Raw genomic sequence first — 20,358 nt, 5'->3', positions numbered from 1 at the left:
CCGTGCTTCGCGTGACCGCGTTCCGGCCCGAACCGGACCGGCCGACACCCTCTCTTTTCCACCCCGAGGAAACGGACCACCTGTGGCAGTCAAAAGCATCGCCGTCAACGGAATCGACATCTCCTATCTGGAACTCGGCGAAGGGCCGCTGGCCCTACTGATGCACGGGTTCCCCATGTCCCCGGCGACCTACCGCCACCTGATGCCCGCCCTGGCCGGGGCGGGCTACCGGGCGGTCGCGCCGTATCTGCGGGGGTTCGCCCCCTCGGCCGTCCCGGCGGACGGCGGCTTCGCCATCGCCGACCTGGTGGCGGACGTCAACGGCCTGCACGAGGCGCTGGGCGGCGACGGCGACGCCGTGCTGGTCGGCCACGACTTCAGCGCTCCGGCGGTGTGGGGCGCCGCGCAGGCCGCCGACCGCTGGTCGAAGCTGGTGGTCTGCGACGTCCCCCCGCTCCCGGTGTTCGGCCCGATGGTGCTCACCCCCCGGGGCACCGACGCGCTGAGCCACTTCTGGTTCTTCCAGATGGCGGTGGCGGAGCAGGTGATCGCCGACGACGACATGGCCTATCTGGACTGGGTCTACCGGAAGTTCACGGCCGAGGGGTTCGACGCCACGGAGGACGTGGCGCACGCCAAGGACACGCTGCGCGCGCCCGAGAACCTGCGGGCGGCGCTCGCGCTGTACCGCACGGCCTTCCCCCCGGCCGCGTTCGGCACCCCTGACTGGGCCGCCGAGCACGGCGCGGTCTGGGGGGCGCCGCCGAGCCAGCCGGTGCTCAACCTGTTCGGCTCCGAGGACCCGAGTTTCGCGATCACCCCGGACGTCCTGGCCGCGATCGCCGAGGCGCTGCCGAAGGGCTCGCACGCCGAGGTCGTCCCGGGGGCCGGCCACGTCGGGCTGGTCGAGAAGCCGGCCGAGGTCAACAGCCTGATCCTGCGTTTCCTCGCCGGGGAGCTCTGACCGGCGGGTGCACCGAAACGGCCCGGGCGGCCGGCTGTGGAGGCCGGCCGCCCGGGCCGTTCGGTCGACGCCCGCTCAGGAGCTGAACTTGTCCTGGCCGTTCCACCAGTTCTGGCCGGGGCCGACGGCGTTGGCGTCCTCGTAGCGGTCGTGGTGGCGCCACCAGTCCCAGGGGTGCTCCAGCCCCTCCTCCTGCCGGCCCAGCACCGTCATCTCCAGGTAGTTGTAGGGGCTGAGGGTGGCCTCGCCGCCGCGGTCGAACACCGAGTTGGTGTGGAAGACCTCGTCGCCCTCGCGCAGGAAGGTGCTCACCCCGGGGATCTCACCGCGGTCCGTGGTGACGTGGAAGTCCCGGTTGAACTCGGTGCCGTAGGACGAGACCCACGGGATGTCCCAGCCCATCCGCTCGCGGAACGGCTCGATCCTGGCGATCGGCGCCAGGGCGACCATCACGAAGGAGGTGTCCCGGGCGTGCAGGTGGGAGAGGTGGCCGACCGAGTCGGCCTGCATCGAACAGCCCGGGCAGCCCTGCTCCCAGGACGGTTCGAACATGAAGTGCCGGACGATCAGCTGGCGGCGGCCGGCGAACAGGTCGAGCAGGGTGGGGTTGCCGCCCGGCGCCTCGAAGACGTACTCCTTCTCCACCTTGACCACCGGCATCGAGCGCCGGAGCACCCCGACCTCGTCCCGGAAACGGGTCAGCTCCTTCTCCCGCTCCAGCAGCTCCTTGCGGGCCGCGAGCCATTCCTCCCGGGTCACGACGGGCGGCATAGCCATGTTGTCCTCCTGGGGACGAATCCGCCCACCGGGACGGCATGGGCGGGAACGAATGCGTCGGTCCAGCGTGGCACGCGGGACGCCGCCGTGTCTTCCTCTCGATTGCCCTGACCGAAAAACAGTCCGGCCGGGTTCGGCAATTCTGAAGATGCCCACCCGGGCGGCCCGGTGGAATCGTTTCCCCGGTGACCGCCCGCACCGTACGGAAATACGGTCAGGTCACCCATCCCCAATCGCCCAGGAGGCCATGATGTCGTCCAGTGGAATACCGACGCGGGAAGAAATCGTCGACCGGGTCGCGGCGCTGGTGCCCGTCCTCCGGGAGCAGGCGGTCTGGTCCGAGGAGAACCGACGGCTGAGCGACGCGACGATCGCCACCCTGGCGGAGGCCGGCGTCTTCCGGCTGCGCACGCCGCGGCGCTACGGCGGGTACGAGTGCGACACGACGACGCTGGTGCAGGTCGCCATGGAGCTCGGCCGGGCCGACGGGGCCATCGGCTGGACGTCCTCGGTGTACTGGATCCCCACCTGGATCGCCGGGCTCTTCCAGGACAGCGCCCAGGACGAGGTGTTCACCACCCCGGACCCGCGGGTCTGCGGCACCAACAGCCCGACCGGCACCGCCGTCCCGGCCGAGGGCGGCGTCGTGCTCAACGGCTCCTGGAAGTTCATCAGCGGGGCCTGGCACGCCGGCTGGCAGGAGGTCGCCGCCGTGCTGCTGCGCCCGGACGCCGAGCCGGAGCCGCTGATGCTGCTCGTCCCGATGTCCGACCTGGAGATCGCGGACGACTGGCACACCGTCGGCCTGCGCGGCAGCGGCAGCGTCACCACGCTGGCCGACCACGTCTTCGTCCCGCAGCACCGGATCATCCCGATGAGCGCGGCGATGCGCCCGCAGGGCCTCTCGCAGGCCAACGCCGACTCCCCCGTCTGGCGCACCCCGGCCACCCTGGTCGCGGCGGCCTCCGGGGTGGGCGTGGCGGTCGGTCTGGCGAAGGCGGCCAAGGAGGTCTTCTTCGAGCGGCTGCCCGGCCGGCAGATCACCTACACCGACTACACCGCGCAGAACGAGGCCCCCGTGACGCACCTTCGGGTCGCGGAGGCGGTGAACCGCATCGACCAGGCGGAGTTCCACGCCCTGCGGGCCGCGGCCGTGGTCGACGCCAAGGCGGCCAGCGGGGAGGAGTGGAAGATCGAGGAGCGGGCACGGGTCCGCAACGACCAGGGCGAGGCGACCCGGCTGGCGAAGCAGGCCGTCGACACCTTCGTCAGCATCAGCGGGGGTTCCGCGATCTACCTGGACGTGGCGCTCCAGCGGATCGCCCGGGACATCCAGGCCGCCGGTCTGCACGCGCTGATCAACCCGGACACCAACGCCGAGCTGTACGGGCGGATCCTCTGCGGTCTGGAGCCGAACACCCTCTACATCTGAGCCGTCCGCGGCCGGACCAGGGCCCGCCGTCCCGCTTGCCGGGGCGGCGGGCCCGTCGCCGTCGGTACCCGGCCGTCCCGCCGTCAGTGCGCCGCCATGCCGCCGGTCAGGTCGACCAGGGCCGCCGTGGTCGCGTCGGCCCGCTCCGAGGCCAGGAAGGCCGCCATGTCGCCGACCTGCGCGAGCGACGGCCCGCGGTCCAGCAGGCTGCGGGCGGCGGAGCGGCGGTTCCAGCCCTCCGCCCGGCCCGGCAGGTCGGGCAGGTCGGTCGCCAGCGTGCTCTCGATACTGGCCCGCGCCTCCGGCGAACCGGCCGAGTGCAGGCAGAGCACCCGGACACCGGCCGGGCCGACCTCGGCGGCCAGCGTCCGGGAGAACGCCTCCACCGCCGCCCAGGCCGGGCCGAAGCCGGCCGTGTAGGGGTAGGGGATGCGCGAGGGCACCGCCGTCGCCATCATGATCACGCCGCGCCCGGCGGGCACCATCCGCGCGGCCGCCGCGTTGGCGGTGGTGAACTGCGCCCGGGTGAAGTCGATGATCGGCAGCGCGAAGTCGTCGAAGGACAGCTCTCCGAGGGCCGCGCCCTGCTCCCCGCCCGGGCGGTGCGTGGAGGTGGCGCAGAACGACACGTCCAGCCGGCCCGTGCGCTCGACGACGGAGTCGACGAAGGCCTCCACGGCCTCCCGGTCGAGCGCGTCGACCTGCGCGGTGACCAGCGAGCCCGGCCCCGGCCCGGCCCCGTCGGCCGGCTGCTCGTCGGCCGGTTGCTCGTCGGCCAGTTGCTCGTCGGCCAGTTGCTTGAGCGCCGCCTCGCCCCGGCCCGCCACGAACACCTGCGCGCCCTCGCGGACGAACGCCCGGGCCACCGCACCGCCGATCGCGCCGGGTCCGTAGACCACCGCCGTCTTCCCGGCCAGCAGACTCTCCATCGGGTTTCACCTTCCCTCGGGCGAGCCGGACACGCGGCCCGCGGGACTTCGGCACCGCCGTAACGGCGGACACGTCCGATCCACGCTAAGGAAGGTCCGGGCGGGCCGCGAGCCGAGCGGGTCCCGGTCCGCGCCGCGCTCCGGGCGACGCCGCAGGCCGCGGCGGCCGCGCGGGCGGTCCGGTCCGGCGGGCGGTCCGGCGGGCCGTCCGCTGACGCACATGCGTTCGGGCCCGGCCGCGCCCGGTTCAGCCGCCCGGCACCCAGGCCGTGTGCCCGGCGGCCGGGAGCCCGTCCGGCAGCAGCACCTCGGCGACGGGGGCGCCGGTGAAGTCGGCGGTGTCGACCACCACCAGCGAGCCGCTGTCCCGCTCCCGGTCGTGCACGAGGCCCAGCACCCAGCCGTCGCCCTCCGGCGCGCCGGGGCCGCGCGGGACGAACACGCCCTCCCCCACGGTGCGGCCGGCGCCGACCCGGTGCACCGCCGTCCGCCCGGTCAGCAGGTCGTGCCGGAGCAGCGCCGTACCGGTGGCGGCGCCGCGGCCGTCCGGCCGGACGGCCGTGGTGAAGGCGTAGCGGTGCGGCAGGCCGCTGCGGCGGGGGTCGATGCCGGGCAACTCCTCCACGAAGTCGTCGAGTTGCTCCTCCAGCACGGTGCCGGAGAGCCGGTCCACCGTCCATCGCCACAGGCCCGGCGCCGCCTGCCCGGGGTCGAGCGGGTGCGCCCCGGGGCGGGGCGCCGGGTGGCGGATCGCGTCGATGACGAGGTGCCGGCCGGTCTCGTAGGCGTTGACGGGGTGGAAGACGTAGCAGGGCTCGATCTCGATCCAGAGGATGTCGTCGTCGCCGCCGTCGCGGGGCAGCAGGCCGAGCCGGGCGCCGTGCCGGTCGTCCCACTGGTAGCGCGGGCCCGGTCCGGGGCCGTCGGCGACGACCGGCAGGTCGTAGAGGACGGCGTACCGCTCGGTGAGCGAGAAGGCGTGCATCATCGGGGACTGCTTGACGGTGATCCGGCGGGCGCGCCGCACCCGGCCGGTCCGGTCGACGGCCACGTGCTCCACGTAGGGGCGGCGGTGGTCGAAGGCGACCGCGTGCAGTTCCCCGGTGACCGGGTCGAGCACCGGGTGCGAGGCGAAGCCGTTCGGCAGCGTGCCGTCGAAGTCGCCGCGGGCGACGGTGTCCAGCTCCGGGCCGAGTTCGACCGGCAGCGCGCCGTCGTCGCCGAGCGCCAGGATCCGCCCGCCGTGGCCGACCAGGGCGGCCCCGGCGTCGTCGGCGAGGGCGCGGCGCGGTCCGGGGACGGTGAGCTCGCCGAGCCGCCGGCAGGCCCGGTCGGTGCGCAGCCAGCGGCTGCGGTACCACTGCGCCTCGCCGTCGCGCAGCCGCAGCCCGTGCACCAGCGGGTCGCCGCCGTGCAGGTGGTGGCCGGCGTCCGGGCCGGCGCCCGGGCCGGCGCCGGCCGCCAGCAGCAGGCCGTCGAGTCCGGCCGGGAGTTCGCCCCGGACCCGCGGGGCGTGCACGGTCTGTTCGCCCGCGACCGGCCGGGGTTCCCGGCGGGTGGCGCGAAGAAGGGTGTCGGACTGGCTCTGCGTCAACATCGCTACCCGCCATGGCGTCTCGGCGTTACGTAACACTGTTACTATTCAGGTGTACCGCTGCCATGACAGCATGTCAACGGTGAGTCCCCGTCAAGCAGACCCCAGACTCGGCGCGCAGCTCATCGAGGCCGCCGCCCGCCTCCTCGCCGAGGAGGGCCCGCTGGCCCTCTCGACCCGCCGGCTGGCCGCCGCCGTGGGCACCTCCACCACCGCGGTCTACACCCACTTCGGCGGCATGGACGACCTGGTCCGGGCCGTGGTCCACGAGGGCTTCGTCCGGCTCAACGGCCGGATGAGCGCCATCGGCGAGGGGCCCGACCCGGTGACCGACGTCGCCTCGCTCGGCCACGCCTACCGGGACAACGCCCTGGAGCACCGCTACCTGTACGGCATCATGTTCGGCGGCGCCGGCCTGGGCGGCTTCGCCCTGACCGACGCCGACCGCCAGCACGGCCGCTACACCCTGGAGATCCTGGTCCGGGCCGTCGTCCGGTGCATGACAGCCGGCCGCTTCCGGGCCCACGACGCCCAGCTGGTCGCGCACCAGATGTGGATCGCGCTGCACGGCCTGGTCACCCTGGAGCTCGGCGGCTACCTGGTCGAGCCGTACGACGCGGACGCCTGCTTCGAGGCCCAGGTCTGCGGCCTGATCGTCGGCGCCGGCGACAAACTCGCCGACACCATGGCCTCGTTGAAAACAGCGCGGGAGCTCCGGGCCTGATCTCCGGGGCCCGGGGCTCCCGCGGTCGCGGCCCGTCGGCGGGCCGTGCGGAGCGTGCGGAACGCGCCGGGGGTCAGTTCCAGGGCGCCGTCGGGAACCAGAGGTAGCCGAGCCGGCCCAGGATCCGGATGTCCCAGTAGACGATCGTGAAGACCCCGGCCACCAGGAAGGCGGCGGCGGTCAGCGCGCTCGCCCGCGCGGGCCTGGCGGCCAGCCAGCCCCGCAGCCGGTCGCCCAGGGTGACCGAGAGGAGCACGAACAGCAGCCCCATGACCACGATGTTGCCGATCGACTGGAGCACGAAGGCACCCGCGCCGTAGAACGGGTTGTGGGTGTTCGCGGCATGCCGGAAGAGGTCCCGGAAGAGCGGGTACGGGCGCCCGATCAGGAAGCCGCCGACCAGCACGCCGATCAGCACCAGCGGCGCGTTGGGGAACCGGCGGGAGAGCGCCGCCAGCGGATCGCGGACCACCCCGGCGGCGGCCAGGCCCAGCACCACCATCGCCAGGCCGATCAGACCGTAGGTGGTCATCGACTGCGCCGCCCGCGGCGAGAGGCCGCTGGTCGGGGCCGTGGCGAACTGCGGGAGGTGGGTCCCGGCCAGCCCGACCAGCGCGCCGTAGGCCGCCGAGACCGGCACCAGCCCGGCGCCGATCCACAGCAGCGGACGCACCGTCTGGAGGAGTCTGGCCCGGCGGGTCCTCTCCTGGCCGACCAGCGGGCCGACCGCGCCGAAGACCGCGATGTTGCAGGCGGTGAAGGAGCCGGCCAGGCCCGTGACGAACGCGAACAGCACCCCCGAGGCGATGCCTGCGATCGGGGTGCCGTGGGCGTCGTGCCCGAGCAGGGCGGTGGCGGTGTTGAAACCGATCTCGCGGTCGACCAGTTCGGAGTTCCAGGCGTACGCGATGAACAGGCCGCCGAGGACGCTCAGCCCGAGCGTCAGCCCGAGCCGTCCTGGGCGGTGTCCGTTGACGAACAGGGAGGTGGGAACCGCCGGACGGACGGCGGACCGGGCGTCGATCACCTTGCTCATGGCTGTGGGCCTCCTGCGGGCTGGCGGGACAGGGCGTTTGGAGTATGGGGCGCCACCGGGCGGCGGACTTCTTCCGTCCTGCCCAGTCCGCCGGCCGACCGGGTCGGGCACGTTCGGAGTAGGCCCGCCGCGTCCGCCGCCAGCACGATGTGAAGCCGGATCACCGCGGTCCACCCCGCCCCGCTGGAGGGAACGTTGGCCGGTTACTGGCGCGCGCTGCGGCGCCGCATCCTGACGCCCGACATCTCGGAGACCCTGCTCTCCACCCGTGGCTTCCACGAGAAGGACCCCGCCGCCCGGCACCTGCTGGAGAACGTCGGCGCCACCTTCCTCACCGGCTACGCGTACGCCGCCGAGGCCCGCACCCCACCCGACGCCGAGCGCCGTCTCGAACAGGTCCCGGAGGAGTTCCGGGGCTTCGCCTACGAGGGCGCGGCGATGGCCCTGGCGATGCTGGACGGCCTGCCGCTGGGCGGCCGCAACCACGTCCGCGGGCTGCTCGCCGGGCGCGGCCGGGACCACGTCTACATGGCCTACGTCGGGGTGGGCTGGGCGATGGCCCGGCTCCCCCGCTTCCGCTGGCCGGCGCTGTCCCTGGACGACCCGCTGCTGCGCTGGCTCGCCCTGGACGGCTACGGCTTCCACCAGGCCTACTTCCGCACCGCCGAGTACGTCCACGGGCACCGGCGGGACACCGATCTGCCCTGGCCCTGCGACGGACCCCGCGACTACGTCCCGCACGCCGTCGACCAGGGGGTCGGCCGGGCCTGCTGGTTCGTCGGCGGCGCCGACCCCGAGCGGGTGGCCGACCTGCTCGACCGGTTCCCCGAGGAACGCCGGCCCGACCTCTACAGCGGCGCCGGGCTGGCGGCCACCTACGCGGGCGGCGGCGACGAGGCGGAGCTGCGGGCCTTCCTGCGGCGGGCGGAGAAGTACCGGGGCGAGGTCGCCCAGGGCTCCGTCTTCGCCGCCACCGCCCGGATCGAGGCCGGGCTGGTCACCGAGCACACCCGGCTGGCCGCCCGCGTCCTGTGCGGCCTGACCCCGGAGGAGGCCGCGGAGTTCAGCACCGCCGTCCGGCCGGTGCCGGTGGTGGACGGCGAGCTGCCCGCGTACGAGGTGTGGCGCCGCACGATCGCCGCCCGGTTCGCATCCCGCCCGGGCGCGGTCGTATGAGCACCGTCGCCCGGCCCGGCGGACGGCCGCCGGGGCCGTCCCGCCGGCGCACCCTGGACCTGCTGACCCGGATGGCCCGGGACCGGCTCTCCGTGATGACCTGGGCGGCGCGCACCTACGGCGACGCCGTCCGGCTGCCGCTCGGCCCGAAGACGCTGCACTTCTTCAACCATCCGGACCACGCCCGGCGGGTGCTCTCCGACAACGGCGCCAACTACCACAAGGGGATCGGCCTCACCCACGCCCGGCGGGCGCTCGGGGACGGGCTGCTCACCAGTGAGGGCGCGCTCTGGCGGCAGCAGCGGCGGACCATCCAGCCGGCCTTCCAGCCCAAGCGGCTGGCCCAGCAGGCCGCCGCCGTCGGGGAGGAGGCCGAGAAGCTGGTCGCCCGGCTGCTGGCCCGGCCGCCCGGGGAGCCGGTCGACATCCGGCAGGAGATGACCGGTCTGACGCTCGGTGTCCTCGGCCGGACGCTGCTCGACGCGGACCTCGACGCCTACGAGGGCATCGGCGAGCACTTCGAGACCGTCCAGGACCAGGCGATGTTCGAGATGATGTCGCTCGGGGCGGTGCCCACCTGGATCCCGCTGCCGGGGCAGACCCGGTTCCGCCGGGCCCGCGCCGAGCTCGAACGGATCACCGCCACACTGGCGGCCGAACGGGCCTCGGCGTCGACCGGGGGCCGGGACGACGTGCTCTCCCGGCTGGTCGAGTCCAGCCGGGACGACCCGCCGGCCGTGCGCCGGCTACGGGTGCGCGACGAACTGGTGACCCTGCTGCTGGCCGGGCACGAGACCACCGCGTCCACCCTGAGCTGGACCTTCCACCTGGCGGCCCGGCACCCGCAGGTCTGGGAGCGGCTGCACGAGGAGGCCGTCGAGGTGCTCGGCGACCGCCCGGTCGGCATCGGGGACGTCCACCGGCTCGGCTACACCACCATGGTGCTGCAGGAGGTGATGCGGCTCTACCCGCCGGTCTGGATCCTGCCCCGCAAGGCGCTCGCCGAGGACGAGATCGGCGGGTACCGGGTGCCGGCCGGCGCCGATGTGCTGATCTGCCCGTACACCCTGCACCGGCACCCGGAGTTCTGGGACCACCCGAACCGCTTCGACCCGGAGCGGTTCACCCCCGAGCGCGCCGCGCACCGCTCCCGGTACAGCTATCTGCCGTTCGGCGCCGGGCCGCGGGTCTGCGTCGGCAGCGGGCTCGGCATGATGGAGGCCGCCGTCGTCACCGCGGCGGTCGCCCGCCGGGTGCGGCTCACCGAGGTGCCCGGGTACCCGGTCGTCCCCGAGCCCATGCTGACCCTGCGGGTGCGGGGCGGGCTGCCGATGACGGTCCGGCCGGTCGGCTGAACCACCCGTACGAGAAGACCCCCGGGCCCGCCGGCCCGGGGGTCTTCTCGCGGTCCTGACGCCCTGCCGGCACCCGTCCGGACAGCACGCAGGCCCGGCCGTGCAGCGGCCCTCCCGGTGAGGGCCGCTGCACGGCCGGGCACAGCCGCCCCCGGCCCTCCCGATCGGGACCGGGAGGGCCGGGGAACAGGCTCAGGAACGGCCGAGCGGGTGGAACCCGCCGGCGTGGAAGACCAGCGCCGGCTCCGCCTCGCCGCGCCCCAGTCCGAGGACGGACCCGACCAGGATCGAGTGGTCCCCGCCGTCGTGCACGGCGGCCAGCCCGCATTCCAGCCAGGCCAGCGCGCCGGTGAGCAGCGGCGCGCCGGTGTGCCGCCCGGGGGACGCCGGGACGCCCTCGAACTCGGCCGCGCCGCGCGGCCGGTGGCGGTCCGCGAAGTAGCGGGCGAGCTTCTCCTGGCGGTCGGAGAGCACCGACACCGCGAAGCCCCCCTCCGCCAGGATCCGGTCGTGCACGGCGGCCGTGCGCACCACGCACACCAGGACGAGCGCCGGGTCGAGCGAGACCGAGGTGAACGAGTTCGCCGTCATCCCGCACGGGTTCTCCCGTCCGGCCGTCAGCACGGTGACGCCGGTGGCGAAGGCGCCGAGCGCTCCGCGCAGGGCCGAGCGGTCGTGGACCCCGCGCGGGAGGCGCTCGGACAGCCCGGCCGGCTCAGGCGGCCCGGCCAACTCGGCCAACCCGGACAGCCCAGGCAGCCCGGACAGCCGGGCCGGTGTCCCGGGCGCCGCCGGTACGGGCGGTGCGGTGAGCCCGGTCAGGGACCGGCCGTCAGTGGCGCCCACGGCCTACACCCCGCTTCCGCTGCGGACCGGAACGGGCTCCGGGACGTCCGGGACGGCGCCGGCGGCGTAGGGCGCCAGCGCCAGCCGCAGCGGCTCGGGCACCCGGGCCGGGCGGGTGTCGTTGTTCGGCCCCCGCATGCAGGCCACCCGCTGCCGGCCCCGCGCGACCAGGTCCTCGCCGCCCTCGCGGAGCCGGACGTAGTCGAAGGTGAAGCCGATCTGGGTCTGGGTGAGGTCCTCCAGCCGCATCCGGATCGACAGCTCGTCGAAGGCGGTGATCTCGGCGAAGAACTCGCAGTCCACCTTGAGGGTGAACAGCTTCAGGTCGTCGCGGATGTCCGCCAGCACCTCGGGCGCCCGCTCCCGGAGGAAGAGCTCGCGGCAACGCCCCTGCCACCGGACGTAGTTGACGTAGTAGACGTTGCCCACCAGGTTGGTCTCCTCGAAGCCGACCAGATGGCGGTGCTCGAAGTACGGCCGGTCGCTCACTCGTCCCCCTCGGTCAGGATGGCGAACACCACGGGCTCCCGGAGCCCGCGCAGTGCGGTCGGAAAGGTCGCGACGCGGGCGGCGCCGGAACGCAGCACCAGCCAGCCGTCCAGGCCGGTGGCCGGGCCGGTCGCGGGCCCGGTCGCGGGGTCGGCGGTGAGCCGCCCGAGCGCCCGGCCGTGCTTGCGCAGGCACTCGACCGCTCCCCAGACCCGGGTGGCGGCCACGGACAGCTCCTCGGTCTGCTCGGCCGCGATCAGCCGGGCCAGGGCGAGGCCGTCGGCCCCGAGCAGGCCGGCCCAGTCCTCGGCGGTGCGCTCGTCGACGGTCTGGACGTCGCAGGCGACCGGCCGCTCCCCCGCCACCGCGAAGGTCACGCCCGCGCCGTGCGAGGAGGAGACGGTGGGCCCGCCCTCGATCTCGGGGCGGCCGTCCGGGCGGTAGCGGACCGTGGCCGGTCCGCCCACCAGCCGGGCGACGGCCTCGGCGGTGCGCTGCCGCCGTTCGGCGGTGCCCCGGGGCGGGGCGCCGTCGTCCGGGTGGACGACGCAGTCGACGGCGGCGGACAGCAGGAGTTCGGCCCGGCGCTCCAGGTAGGGGCCGAGCAGGACGGGCTCCCACGGACCGCGGCCGTCCTGCTTGCGGACGGCCTGGAGCCGCAGCCCCCGCCAGCTCTCGACCAGGGCGTCGTCGTGGTCGCGGACGTCCAGGTCGTAGAGGTAGGTGTCACCGTCGCGCAGGCGCTCGACGGCGTGCAGGACGAGCGGGCCGGACGCGCCGGCCCCCGGGCCGGCGGGGTGCAGCCGCTCGACGCCGACCGGCAGCAGGGTGGCGTCCGGGACGCAGCACTGGATGGCGTGCATGAGGGTGTCCCGGGCGCCGGGGTCGCCGAGGACCAGGCCGTCCGGCAGGTAGCCGGCGAACCAGGGGGCGTCCGCGCGGGTGGAGACCTCGGCGACGCACTGCTTGGCGGCCAGCGCCCGGTAGCCGAGCAGCCGCTGGAAGCGGCCGCCCTGGAAGAGCACCGGTCCGTAGAGGTCGCGGGCCGGGTCCAGCGGGACGGCGCCACCGGGTGCCGTCCCGAGGGCGGCGGGGGCGGGGGCGTCGAACCGCAGGGTGGCGCGGAAGTGGTCGGCCTGGTAGCCGGTCTCGCTGCTGCGGATGACGGTCCGGACCGTGCCGTCCTCGGCGGCGAGGACGGCCACCCGGATGGTGGTGGTGCCGTCGGTCGGCACCACGATCGGCCGCAGGAACTCCGCGTCCTGGAGCGCCGGCGGTGTGCCGTGCCCGGTCAGGGCGGCGGCGCACTGGGTCATCGCCTCCATGCCGAGGACGGCGGGGAAGAGCAGCGAGCCGTCGAGCAGGTGGTCGCCGAGGTAGGGGTCGGTGGCGTCCGACAGGTCGGTCTCGGCGACGAGTTCGACGCCGGGGTGGTGCACCAGGAGGCGGTCGAGGAAGCGGTACAGCGGCAGTTCGGCCGTCTCGTGGGTGAGGGTCGGCAGGGATCCGGTGCGGCCGGCCACCACCAGGGTGCCGGGGGCCGTCCGGTCGGCGAGCAGACGGCCGAGCAGCGCGACGCCCTCCTCGGCCGGGATGGGTTCGATGCCGGCCCGGAGCAGCGACTCCAGGACGCCGAGCCGTTCGCCCATGCCGGTGCCGGACCAGACCGACCATTCGAGCGCGAGGCAGCGGCAGTCGGGGTAGTCCTCCCGGACCCGGTCGGTGAGGTCGGTGAGCCAGTCGTTGGCGGTGGCGTAGTCGCCCTCGCCGCGCAGTCCGGCCCGGCCGATGATGCTGCCGAAGGTGACCAGCAGCCGCAGGGAGGCGGGGTCGGTCACCGCGAGGACGTTCTCCAGGCCGGTGATCTTGGTGGCGAGGGTGCGCCGGAAGGACGCCTCGTCGAGGTCGGCGAGGGCGTGCGGCACATTGCGGCCGGCGCCGTGCAGGACGGCAGTGACCGGGCCCAGGACGGCGTGGATCCGGGCGACGGCCGTCTTGACCTCGTCGGCGGCGGTCACATCGGCCCGGACGTAGTGGTAGGAGACGCCGGCGGCGGCCATCCGCTCCAGGTTGGCGGCGAGTTCGGGGTCGTCGTCCGGGTCGGAGCGGCCGAGCAGACCGATGGCGGTGCCGGTGGCGCGGGCCAGCCCGAGGGCGCACTCGGCGGTGATGCCCTTGCCGCCGCCGGTCACCAGCAGGACGTCGCCGGTCCCGAGGCCGAGGTCGGCGCCCTCCTCGGCGGCCGCGGTCGGGTGGGGGCGCAGGACGGGGACGCGGCGGGTGCCGTCGGGGTCGTAGTGCACCTCGGCGAAGCCCCGGGTGGCCGCGACGTCGGCGACGATCCGGGCGACGGTGTCGGCGCCCGGTCCGGCGTCCGGGCCGGTGTCCCGGCCGGGCGCGAGCGGCAGGGTGATCACGGTGGTGGCGACCGCGGGCGCCTCCAGGTGCAGGGTCCTGGCCAGTCCGGCGGCGCCGCGCCGGTCGCCCACGGCGACCAGGCGGACCGGTCCGGCCGCGGAGAGTGCCGCCCGGGCGGCGTCGAGCATCAGGCCGGCGTGCCGCTCGTCGCAGTCGGCGGGCAGGCAGAGCAGCACGCCGTCGCCGAGTCCGGCCCGGCCGAGGGCGCGGTGCAGGTCCTCCGCCAGCGGGTGGTGGGGGGTGCTGAAGAGCTGCCAGTCGCCCCCCGGCCGGGGGGCGCCGGCCGGTCCCGCGGCGACCGGGACGAGGTCGACCGCGTAGGCCCGCACCCAGGGGGCGACCCCCTGGACGGCCGCCGCACCGTCCGTCCCGGGGCCGTCGCCGTCGCCGAGCTCGTCGAGCAGTCCGGCGAGTTCGGCCAGGGTCGAGGTGGCGAAGGCGGAGGTGGCCATCGGCACGGACCGGCCGAGTTCACGGGCGGTGTCGTTGACGATCTGGCCGACCGTGATGGAGCTGAGGTGCAGCTCGTCCAGCGGGTTCATGCCGCCGTGCACCGCCGCGAGCGGCAGCTCCGCGCGCTCGGCGGCGAGCCGGAGCAGGACGGCGAGCGTGTCGTCGCCGCCGTCGGACGGCGTCTCCCGGTCCGCCGTCCGGGCGCGTTCGCGGGCCGGGGCCGGCTCGGAGCGCTCCGCCGGGCGGGCCGCCGCCGTGGTGCCGAAGTCGCCTTCGGGGGCCTCCTCGCAGGGGCTGGCGAAGAACCGGAACTCCTTGTCCAGCGGCAGCGGGCGGACCAGCCGGTCCGCGAAGAGCGCCGCGTGCTCGACGGGCGCGCCCATCGTCCAGGCCGCGGCCGTCGCGCCGAGCAGGCCGGCCAGCGAGGTGCCGTCGGTGTCGAGCGAGAGCACCGGGACGGTGGGCGCGATCTCGGCCGCCAGGCCGCGCAGCACCCGCCCGGGGCCGACCTCCAGCAGCAGGTCGGTGTCGGCGGCCAGGGCGGAAAGGGCCTCGGCGAAGCGGACCGGGTCGAGCACCTGCCGGGTCAGCAGGGCACGCGGGTCCGTCCCCTCGGCCAGTTCGGCGCCGGTGACGGTCGAGAACATCCGGCCGTGCGGCGCGGTGAACGGGACGGTCGCCAGGTGCTCCGCGAACGCGTGGGCGGCCGGTTCGACCGCGGGCGAGTGGAAGGCGTGCGAGACGTTGATCCGGTTGCTGCCGAGCCCCTGCCGGGAGGCCCGGGCGCAGACCCGTTCGACCGCGTCGACCGGGCCGGACACCACCGTCTGGGTCGGGCCGTTGTATCCGGCGACGACCACCGGGAGCCCGTCCAGCAGCGGCTCGACCTCGGCGGGCGGCGCGGCGATCCCGGCCATCGTGCCGTTGCCGTCACTGGCGTGTGCCATCACCCGGCCGCGCACGGCGACGGTCTCCAGCAGGGCGGACTCGTCGAGGGCGCCCGCCCAGTGCAGCGTGGTGAGTTCGCCCAGGCTGTGCCCGACGGCACCGACCGCCTCGATGCCGAGGGCGGCGAGCACCCGCAGGCCGGCGACGGAGGAGGTCACGATGCGCGGCTGGGCGACGTCGGTGGCGACCAGGTCCCCGTCGGCGGGCAGCCGCAGGTCGCGGTAGAGCGCGTCGACGGTGGCGAACCTGCGGCGCAGCGCGCCGCCGTCGCCCCGGCGTCCGGCGCCCTGCCCGGGGAAGAGCAGGCCGATCCGGGGCCGGGCCGAGCCGACCCCGAGGAACACCCCGCCGGCCGGGTCGACGACGGCGCGGGTGCCGCCGTCGAGGAGGCCGAGCAGGTGCTCGAAGCGCCGGGCGGCCTCCTGCGGGTTGGCCGCGAGGACGGCCGCCCGGACCGGTCGGCCGGCCAGCCGGGACTGCAGGGTGGCGGCGAGGTCCGCCAGTTCGGCGTAGGAGAGGCGGGCGGTCAGGTCGGCGAGGTGGGCGGCCGAGGCCCGCAGGTCGGCCGGGCTCGCGGCGTCCACGAGCAGCAGCTCGCAGTCCTGCCGGGAGCGGACCAGCCGTTCGGTGGTCCGTCCGAGGGCGCTCTTGCGGACGCCGTCGGCGTGCTCGACCACCACGTGGGCGTTGATGCCGCCGAAGCCCATGGAGGAGACCCCGGCGCGGATCGGCGCCTCGGCCGGCCACAGTTCGGCGGTGTCCGGGACGCGCAGCGCGGGCTGCTGTCCGGTGAGTTCGGCCTGCGGCTCGGTGTGGCCGGTGGCGGGCGGGATGATCTGGTGGCGCACCGCCAGGATGGCCTTGAGCAGCCCGGCCACCCCGGCGGCGGCCTTGGTGTGCCCGATGTTGCCCTTGATGGTGCTGATGGCCGCGGGCGGGGCGGTGGCGTCGGCGGCCCGGCGGGCTTGCGAGAAGGCGCGCAGTTCGGTGGCGTCGCCGACGGCCGTGCCGGTGCCGTGGCCCTCCAGGTAGTGGACCGAGTCGATGCCGAACCCGGCCGCCCGGTAGGCCCGTTCGATGGCCAGCCGGTGTCCCTGGACCTCGGGGCGGGTGATGCCGCCGCGGCCGTCCGAGGAGTAGCCCCAGCCGGGCAGGGTGGCGTAGCGGAACCGGCCCTGCGCGCGGGCGTCCTCGTCGCGCATCAGGACGAGCATGCCGCAGCCCTCGCCGGGCCAGAAGCCGTTGGAGTGCCGGTCGTAGACGCGCATCTCGCCGGTGGCGAGGGCGCCGGTCTTGGCGAAGCCGATCAGTTCGAACGGGTCGATGCTGAGGTCGACCCCGCCGGCGACGGCGACGTCGAACCGGCCGTCGGCGAGCGCGTCGGCGGCGGTGATGACGGAGAGCAGGGAGGAGGAGCAGGCCCCGTCGACGGTGAAGCCGCCGCCCTTGAAGTCGAAGTGGTTGCAGATCCGGCCGGCGATCGTGTTGGCCAGGCCGCCGGCCAGGGTGTCCTCGCCGATCGGCGGGAACGGGCTCTTGTAGCGCTCCTCCAGGCCGTCCAGGAACTCGCCGAGCGCGGCGTCGTCCCAGCCCTGTTCGCGCAGCGCGGCGCCGACCGTCCGGCGGACGTAGGGCCAGCGCAGGCGCATGACGTTGGCGCGGCTGAACTCGCCGGTCAGGGTGTTGCCGACGACGACGCCGGTGTTGGCGTCGGCGAGCCCGTGACCGGCCGGGAAGCCGGCGTCGGCGAGGGCCCGGGCGGCGGTGTCGAGGGCCAGCCAGTGCGTCATGTCGGTGGCGCGGAAGGTGCTGCCGGCGACCCGGTGCTCGACCCGGTCGAACTCGAAGCCCTCGATGACGGCCGCGTTGGGGCTGTAGAAGCGGTCCGGTGCGGCGGGGTCGGGGTCGTAGTAGTCGGCCGCCCGCATCCGCTCGTCGGGGATGCGGCGGAAGGCCCGGCGCCCGGCCAGGACGTTCTGCCACAGCTGCTGGGGGGAGTCGGCGTCGGGGTAGCGGCAGGCGATGCCGACGACGGCGATGCGGCGGTCGCTCATACCGACACCGCCTCGGTGCCGGACTGCCGGCCGACCGCCTGCGGGTTGCCGGCCGCGCCGAGCGGGCCGGCCGCGGCGCGCTCGCGGCGTCGCTTGAGCAGGTGGGCGACCCACCAGCCGCCGCCGCGCAGCGCGCAGGCGAGGGAGGTGGCGAAGAACAGCGTGTAGACGACGTTGAAGACCATCAGGAGGCCGTAGATCATGGCCACCCCGGAGCCGAACATGAACTGCGGCCAGGCCTTGGACGGGGTGGTGCCGGGGTCGCTGATCATGTAGTTGGTGAAGAGGACGAACGCCACCCCGGTCATCACGCCGAGCGCGGAGTAGAGCGAGACGTCCCAGATCCAGTGCCGGAGGAACGCCTGGATGGCGAAGCCGCCGAGCCAGCCCACGATCAGCGGGGTGCGCTTGGTCAGCAGGGAGTTGATCACCGTGCCGGCGGTGGCGATGATCAGCGGGATCATCATCCGGAAGAAGGTGTTGGCGTTCTCGGTGAACTCGTAGGGCGGGGCGATGCTCAGCCAGGAGCCGAAGCAGAGCAGCGAGACGGTGATCCCGAAGTTCGACGGGTTCATGAAGTGGCGCATCCGCCCGGCCACCGGGGCCTGGAGGGCGTGCTTGCCGGAGACGCCGACGACCACCGCGAAGAGCATCGCGATCAGCTGGTTGTTGACGTAGAGGAGCATGTTCGCGGCCAGCGCGGTGATGTGCGACGGCAGGAGGAACTCGTAGACGCCGCGCACGCCGTGGCCGAGGAACCGCGGCCCGCGCTTCTGCGCCCAGGCGCTCAGCAGCTCGAAGGCGATCTCGGTGGCGTAGCCGGTGAGCACCGCCAGGATCGGCCAGAGCCAGGGCTGCTCGAAGCCGAGCAGGGTGTAACCGAAGATGTTGAACACGCTGATGGAGAGCGCGAAGTTGCGCAGGGCGAGGTAGCGGGGGTCGGGCTTCGGCTTCGGTCCGGGCGCGGGCGACGGGGACGCGCCGGCCGGTACGCCGCTGACGGGTGACTGTACGGTCGCGGTCATCGGCTCGGGACCTCCTTGATGTCGCTGGTGAGTTCGAGGGTGTGGGTGCCCGGGGTCAGCTGGGTCGTCTTCTGGTGCGGGGTGCCGCCGGCGTCGCGCCATTCGAGGCTCACCGTCACCGGGCCGCTCGTGGCGCCGAGGCCGAAGTGCACGTCGAAGCTGCGGAATCCGCCGTGGCCGCCACCGCCGTCGAGCTGGGAGACCTGGGTGCCGAGGGCCGAGGTCACCTTGACCCGGGCGCCGTAGGCGGGCGATCCGGTGCCCGCCAGGCCCTGGCCGACCGCGCTGTCGCCGGCCGGGCGGTAGAGCTTCAGGTTGAGGTAGTCGCCGCGGTTGGACGCCATGTTGGCGTAGAAGGCGGGCGGGCCCCACTGGCGGGCCACCGCGAAGTCGAGGGCGCCGGTACCGGTGGTGTCACCGGTGGCGATGCCCCGGGTGGGGGTGGGGACGGCGAGGCCGAGCTGCTTGCTGACGTTGGCGTAGACGCCGTTGGCGGTCTTGGCGTAGAAGCCGAGCACGTTGTCGCCGGCGAGGTCGTCACCGGGCTGCACGTGCGGCCACATCCGGGGGTTGGAGAGCAGGTTGTCGTTGCTCATGGCGAGTTCCTGGAGCCACGGCCAGCGGTCGATGTTCCCCTTGACGAAGCCGGTGGCCTGGATGACGGAGAGGTCGCCGTTGTTGAGGAAGTCGCCCATCTTGGCGTCCCAGCCCCAGCCGGTCCAGGCCATGCCGTGCTCCTGGGCCTTCTGGGTGAACGGCGCCGTGCCGCGTTCGAGCTGCCGCTTCATGTCGGCCTCGTCCTTCGCCTCGTTGACCCAGACGAAGTTGCTCTCCTCCAGGCCCCAGGCCTCGGTGATGTTGCTGACGAACATGTCGAAGTTGCCGTTGTGGTTGAGGTCGCCGAAGTCGACGCCCATGCCCTTGAAGGAGCCCTTGCCGAGGACGAACGACTTCGGGGTGGTGGGCGTCCGCTCCCCGGTGGCCTCGGTGAACCGGATCTTCCCCGGGGTGGAGCGGTTGTACAGCAGGTGGGCGTGGCCGAAGTCGTTGGCGATGTAGAGCTCGGGGAGCGCGTCGGAGGTCAGGTCGGCGCCGGAGATGGCCAGCGTCCACCCGGTGGAGGCGTCGTAGGGGATCGCGTCCTTCTCCTCCACGAAGGCGGCGGTGGGGTCGCTGCCGGTGGTGGCGGACACCCAGCGCAGCACGTGGTCGCCGCCGGCGTTGCGGGCGCTGGAGAGGGAGTCGTTCATCGCCACGTTGTTGAGGCCGTGCGGGTCCAGGACGTCGGAGTCCGGGAAGTAGTTGCCGATCACGATGGACGGGTGGCCGCTGCCGTCGAGGTCGCCGACGTAGTCCGCGTCGGTGTTCCAGCGCGGGCCGTGGTACTTGCCGTCCGGCGAGGCGGTGGGCACGACCTCGCGCGGCACGTACGCGCCGGGCGCCGGCTCGGTGGCGTCGGTCCTGGCCATGAAGAGGATCGGGGTCCGGCCCCAGTAGGTGACCAGCAGGTCCATCCGGCCGTCGCCGTTGAAGTCGCCCGGGGTGCAGCCGGTGGGCGCCATCGCGGCGTCCATCGGCAGCGGCGCCGCGTCGAGGACGAAGGGGGTGAAGCGGTCGCCGGGCCGGGCGGTCGGCGTGTAGGTGACGATCACCTGGTCGGTCCGGGTGTCGACGATGCACATGCCATCGGCGACGCCGTGTCCGGTCAGGTCGTTGATGGCGATGCTGGCGCCGACCGAGGAGATCCACGAACGGATCTTGTAGTAGGCCGGGTTGACCTCCCGGACGGTCTTCATCGGGCGGTTCTCGTAGCCCGGTGGCATCGCGATCGGCAGTTCCTGGAAGGCGTACGCGGCGGCTGCCTCGTCACCTCCGGCCACCGCCACGGAGGTCCTGACCGCGAAGAACAGGGAGGCGGCGACCACGATGGTCGCCACCCCCGGTATCATCCGGCGAAACCGCTCACGGAGAGGCATCTCATTCCCTTCGGATCGGGCACGGACGGAACTGCCAGGACCAGTGAAATACCGTCAAAAGAACGGCGGATATGGCCAGGAGTTCGCAGAATGAATGATGGATCGGAGTCCGCGGAAAACGCTTCTCCCGCATTGCCCACCGATACGGCCGATATGGGCACG

14 protein-coding genes are annotated in these 20,358 nt (G+C 74.1%); 5 read left to right on the top strand and 9 right to left on the bottom strand.

Features of this window, described 5'->3' with window-relative positions; genetic code table 11:
• Positions 1–82 precede the first annotated feature (82 nt).
• Entirely contained in the window at positions 83–964 is an 882-nt protein-coding gene (locus tag ACIQIB_RS06450; protein ID WP_363608255.1) for an alpha/beta hydrolase, read from the top strand.
• Positions 965–1,039: 75 nt separating this feature from the next.
• On the opposite strand, the gene ACIQIB_RS06445 is transcribed toward ACIQIB_RS06450, so the two are convergent.
• Complete coding sequence (locus ACIQIB_RS06445; protein ID WP_363608257.1) at positions 1,040–1,741, bottom strand: DUF899 domain-containing protein; 702 nt, start codon at positions 1,739–1,741, stop codon at positions 1,040–1,042.
• A 250-nt stretch (positions 1,742–1,991) separates the two neighbouring features.
• Between ACIQIB_RS06445 and ACIQIB_RS06440 the strand changes: the two genes are divergently transcribed.
• Entirely contained in the window at positions 1,992–3,173 is a 1,182-nt protein-coding gene (locus ACIQIB_RS06440) for an acyl-CoA dehydrogenase family protein (RefSeq protein ID WP_400652699.1), read from the top strand.
• Positions 3,174–3,256: 83 nt separating this feature from the next.
• Here ACIQIB_RS06440 and ACIQIB_RS06435 read toward each other — a convergent pair whose 3' ends face one another.
• Together ACIQIB_RS06435 and ACIQIB_RS06430 are read right to left on the bottom strand one after the other, a co-directional pair.
• Positions 3,257–4,102: an SDR family NAD(P)-dependent oxidoreductase gene (locus ACIQIB_RS06435; protein WP_400756998.1), complete on the bottom strand. Its 846-nt coding sequence runs from the start codon at positions 4,100–4,102 to the stop codon at positions 3,257–3,259.
• A gap of 247 nt (positions 4,103–4,349) precedes the next feature.
• Positions 4,350–5,699, bottom strand: a complete 1,350-nt coding sequence (locus tag ACIQIB_RS06430) for a carotenoid oxygenase family protein (RefSeq protein WP_363608263.1) — start codon at positions 5,697–5,699, stop codon at positions 4,350–4,352.
• A 79-nt stretch (positions 5,700–5,778) separates the two neighbouring features.
• On the opposite strand from ACIQIB_RS06430, the gene ACIQIB_RS06425 reads away from it, so the two are divergent.
• A complete protein-coding gene (locus tag ACIQIB_RS06425; protein ID WP_363608265.1) occupies positions 5,779–6,420 on the top strand; it encodes a TetR/AcrR family transcriptional regulator in 642 nt (213 codons plus the stop codon).
• Between the two features lie 73 nt (positions 6,421–6,493).
• Here the strand turns inward: ACIQIB_RS06425 and ACIQIB_RS06420 are convergent, their stop codons facing one another.
• Complete coding sequence (locus tag ACIQIB_RS06420; RefSeq protein WP_363608267.1) at positions 6,494–7,456, bottom strand: hypothetical protein; 963 nt, start codon at positions 7,454–7,456, stop codon at positions 6,494–6,496.
• Between the two features lie 195 nt (positions 7,457–7,651).
• Between ACIQIB_RS06420 and ACIQIB_RS06415 the strand changes: the two genes are divergently transcribed.
• Positions 7,652–8,632 (top strand): DUF1702 family protein, encoded by a 981-nt coding sequence (locus ACIQIB_RS06415; RefSeq protein ID WP_363608269.1) that lies wholly within the window; start codon positions 7,652–7,654, stop codon positions 8,630–8,632.
• Entirely contained in the window at positions 8,629–9,987 is a 1,359-nt protein-coding gene (locus ACIQIB_RS06410) for a cytochrome P450 (protein ID WP_400756996.1), read from the top strand. The genes ACIQIB_RS06415 and ACIQIB_RS06410 overlap by 4 nt, the downstream gene beginning before the upstream one ends.
• Positions 9,988–10,179: 192 nt before the next feature.
• Here the strand turns inward: ACIQIB_RS06410 and ACIQIB_RS06405 are convergent, their stop codons facing one another.
• The 5 genes from ACIQIB_RS06405 to ACIQIB_RS06385 all read right to left on the bottom strand — a co-directional run bounded on the left by ACIQIB_RS06405 (position 10,180) and on the right by ACIQIB_RS06385 (position 20,196).
• Positions 10,180–10,692, bottom strand: a complete 513-nt coding sequence (locus ACIQIB_RS06405; RefSeq protein WP_363608317.1) for a flavin reductase family protein — start codon at positions 10,690–10,692, stop codon at positions 10,180–10,182.
• Positions 10,693–10,836: 144 nt separating this feature from the next.
• Positions 10,837–11,322 carry an acyl-CoA thioesterase gene (locus ACIQIB_RS06400; protein WP_363608273.1) on the bottom strand — a complete coding sequence of 162 codons (486 nt, stop codon included), beginning with the start codon at positions 11,320–11,322 and terminating at the stop codon, positions 10,837–10,839.
• The gene (locus tag ACIQIB_RS06395; RefSeq protein ID WP_400756994.1) at positions 11,319–17,195 is read right to left on the bottom strand and encodes an SDR family NAD(P)-dependent oxidoreductase; all 5,877 of its coding nucleotides are present in this window, start codon (positions 17,193–17,195) and stop codon (positions 11,319–11,321) included. The genes ACIQIB_RS06400 and ACIQIB_RS06395 overlap by 4 nt, the downstream gene beginning before the upstream one ends.
• The gene (locus tag ACIQIB_RS06390; RefSeq protein WP_363608277.1) at positions 17,192–18,220 is read right to left on the bottom strand and encodes a hypothetical protein; all 1,029 of its coding nucleotides are present in this window, start codon (positions 18,218–18,220) and stop codon (positions 17,192–17,194) included. The genes ACIQIB_RS06395 and ACIQIB_RS06390 overlap by 4 nt, the downstream gene beginning before the upstream one ends.
• Positions 18,217–20,196: a CRTAC1 family protein gene (locus ACIQIB_RS06385; protein WP_400756992.1), complete on the bottom strand. Its 1,980-nt coding sequence runs from the start codon at positions 20,194–20,196 to the stop codon at positions 18,217–18,219. Before ACIQIB_RS06385 ends, ACIQIB_RS06390 begins: the two co-directional genes overlap by 4 nt.
• Positions 20,197–20,358: the final 162 nt, after the last annotated feature.

This window comes from Kitasatospora sp. NPDC092286 (genome assembly GCF_044755565.1).
Taxonomy (GTDB): Bacteria; Actinomycetota; Actinomycetes; order Streptomycetales; family Streptomycetaceae; genus Kitasatospora.
The sequence above is the reverse complement of the archived record's forward strand: the minus strand, read 5'-3'. Positions and strand labels throughout refer to the sequence as shown.

What these genes read in the sequence shown, in the direction of transcription:
- ACIQIB_RS06390 (WP_363608277.1), bottom strand. Translation starts at nt 18,220, where the DNA reads ATGACCGCGACCGTACAGTCACCCGTCAGCGGCGTACCGGCCGGCGCG.
- ACIQIB_RS06410 (WP_400756996.1), top strand. Translation starts at nt 8,629, where the DNA reads ATGAGCACCGTCGCCCGGCCCGGCGGACGGCCGCCGGGGCCGTCCCGC.
- ACIQIB_RS06395 (WP_400756994.1), bottom strand. Translation starts at nt 17,195, where the DNA reads ATGAGCGACCGCCGCATCGCCGTCGTCGGCATCGCCTGCCGCTACCCC.
- ACIQIB_RS06420 (WP_363608267.1), bottom strand. Translation starts at nt 7,456, where the DNA reads ATGAGCAAGGTGATCGACGCCCGGTCCGCCGTCCGTCCGGCGGTTCCC.
- ACIQIB_RS06440 (WP_400652699.1), top strand. Translation starts at nt 1,992, where the DNA reads ATGTCGTCCAGTGGAATACCGACGCGGGAAGAAATCGTCGACCGGGTC.
- ACIQIB_RS06430 (WP_363608263.1), bottom strand. Translation starts at nt 5,699, where the DNA reads ATGTTGACGCAGAGCCAGTCCGACACCCTTCTTCGCGCCACCCGCCGG.
- ACIQIB_RS06385 (WP_400756992.1), bottom strand. Translation starts at nt 20,196, where the DNA reads ATGCCTCTCCGTGAGCGGTTTCGCCGGATGATACCGGGGGTGGCGACC.
- ACIQIB_RS06435 (WP_400756998.1), bottom strand. Translation starts at nt 4,102, where the DNA reads ATGGAGAGTCTGCTGGCCGGGAAGACGGCGGTGGTCTACGGACCCGGC.
- ACIQIB_RS06445 (WP_363608257.1), bottom strand. Translation starts at nt 1,741, where the DNA reads ATGGCTATGCCGCCCGTCGTGACCCGGGAGGAATGGCTCGCGGCCCGC.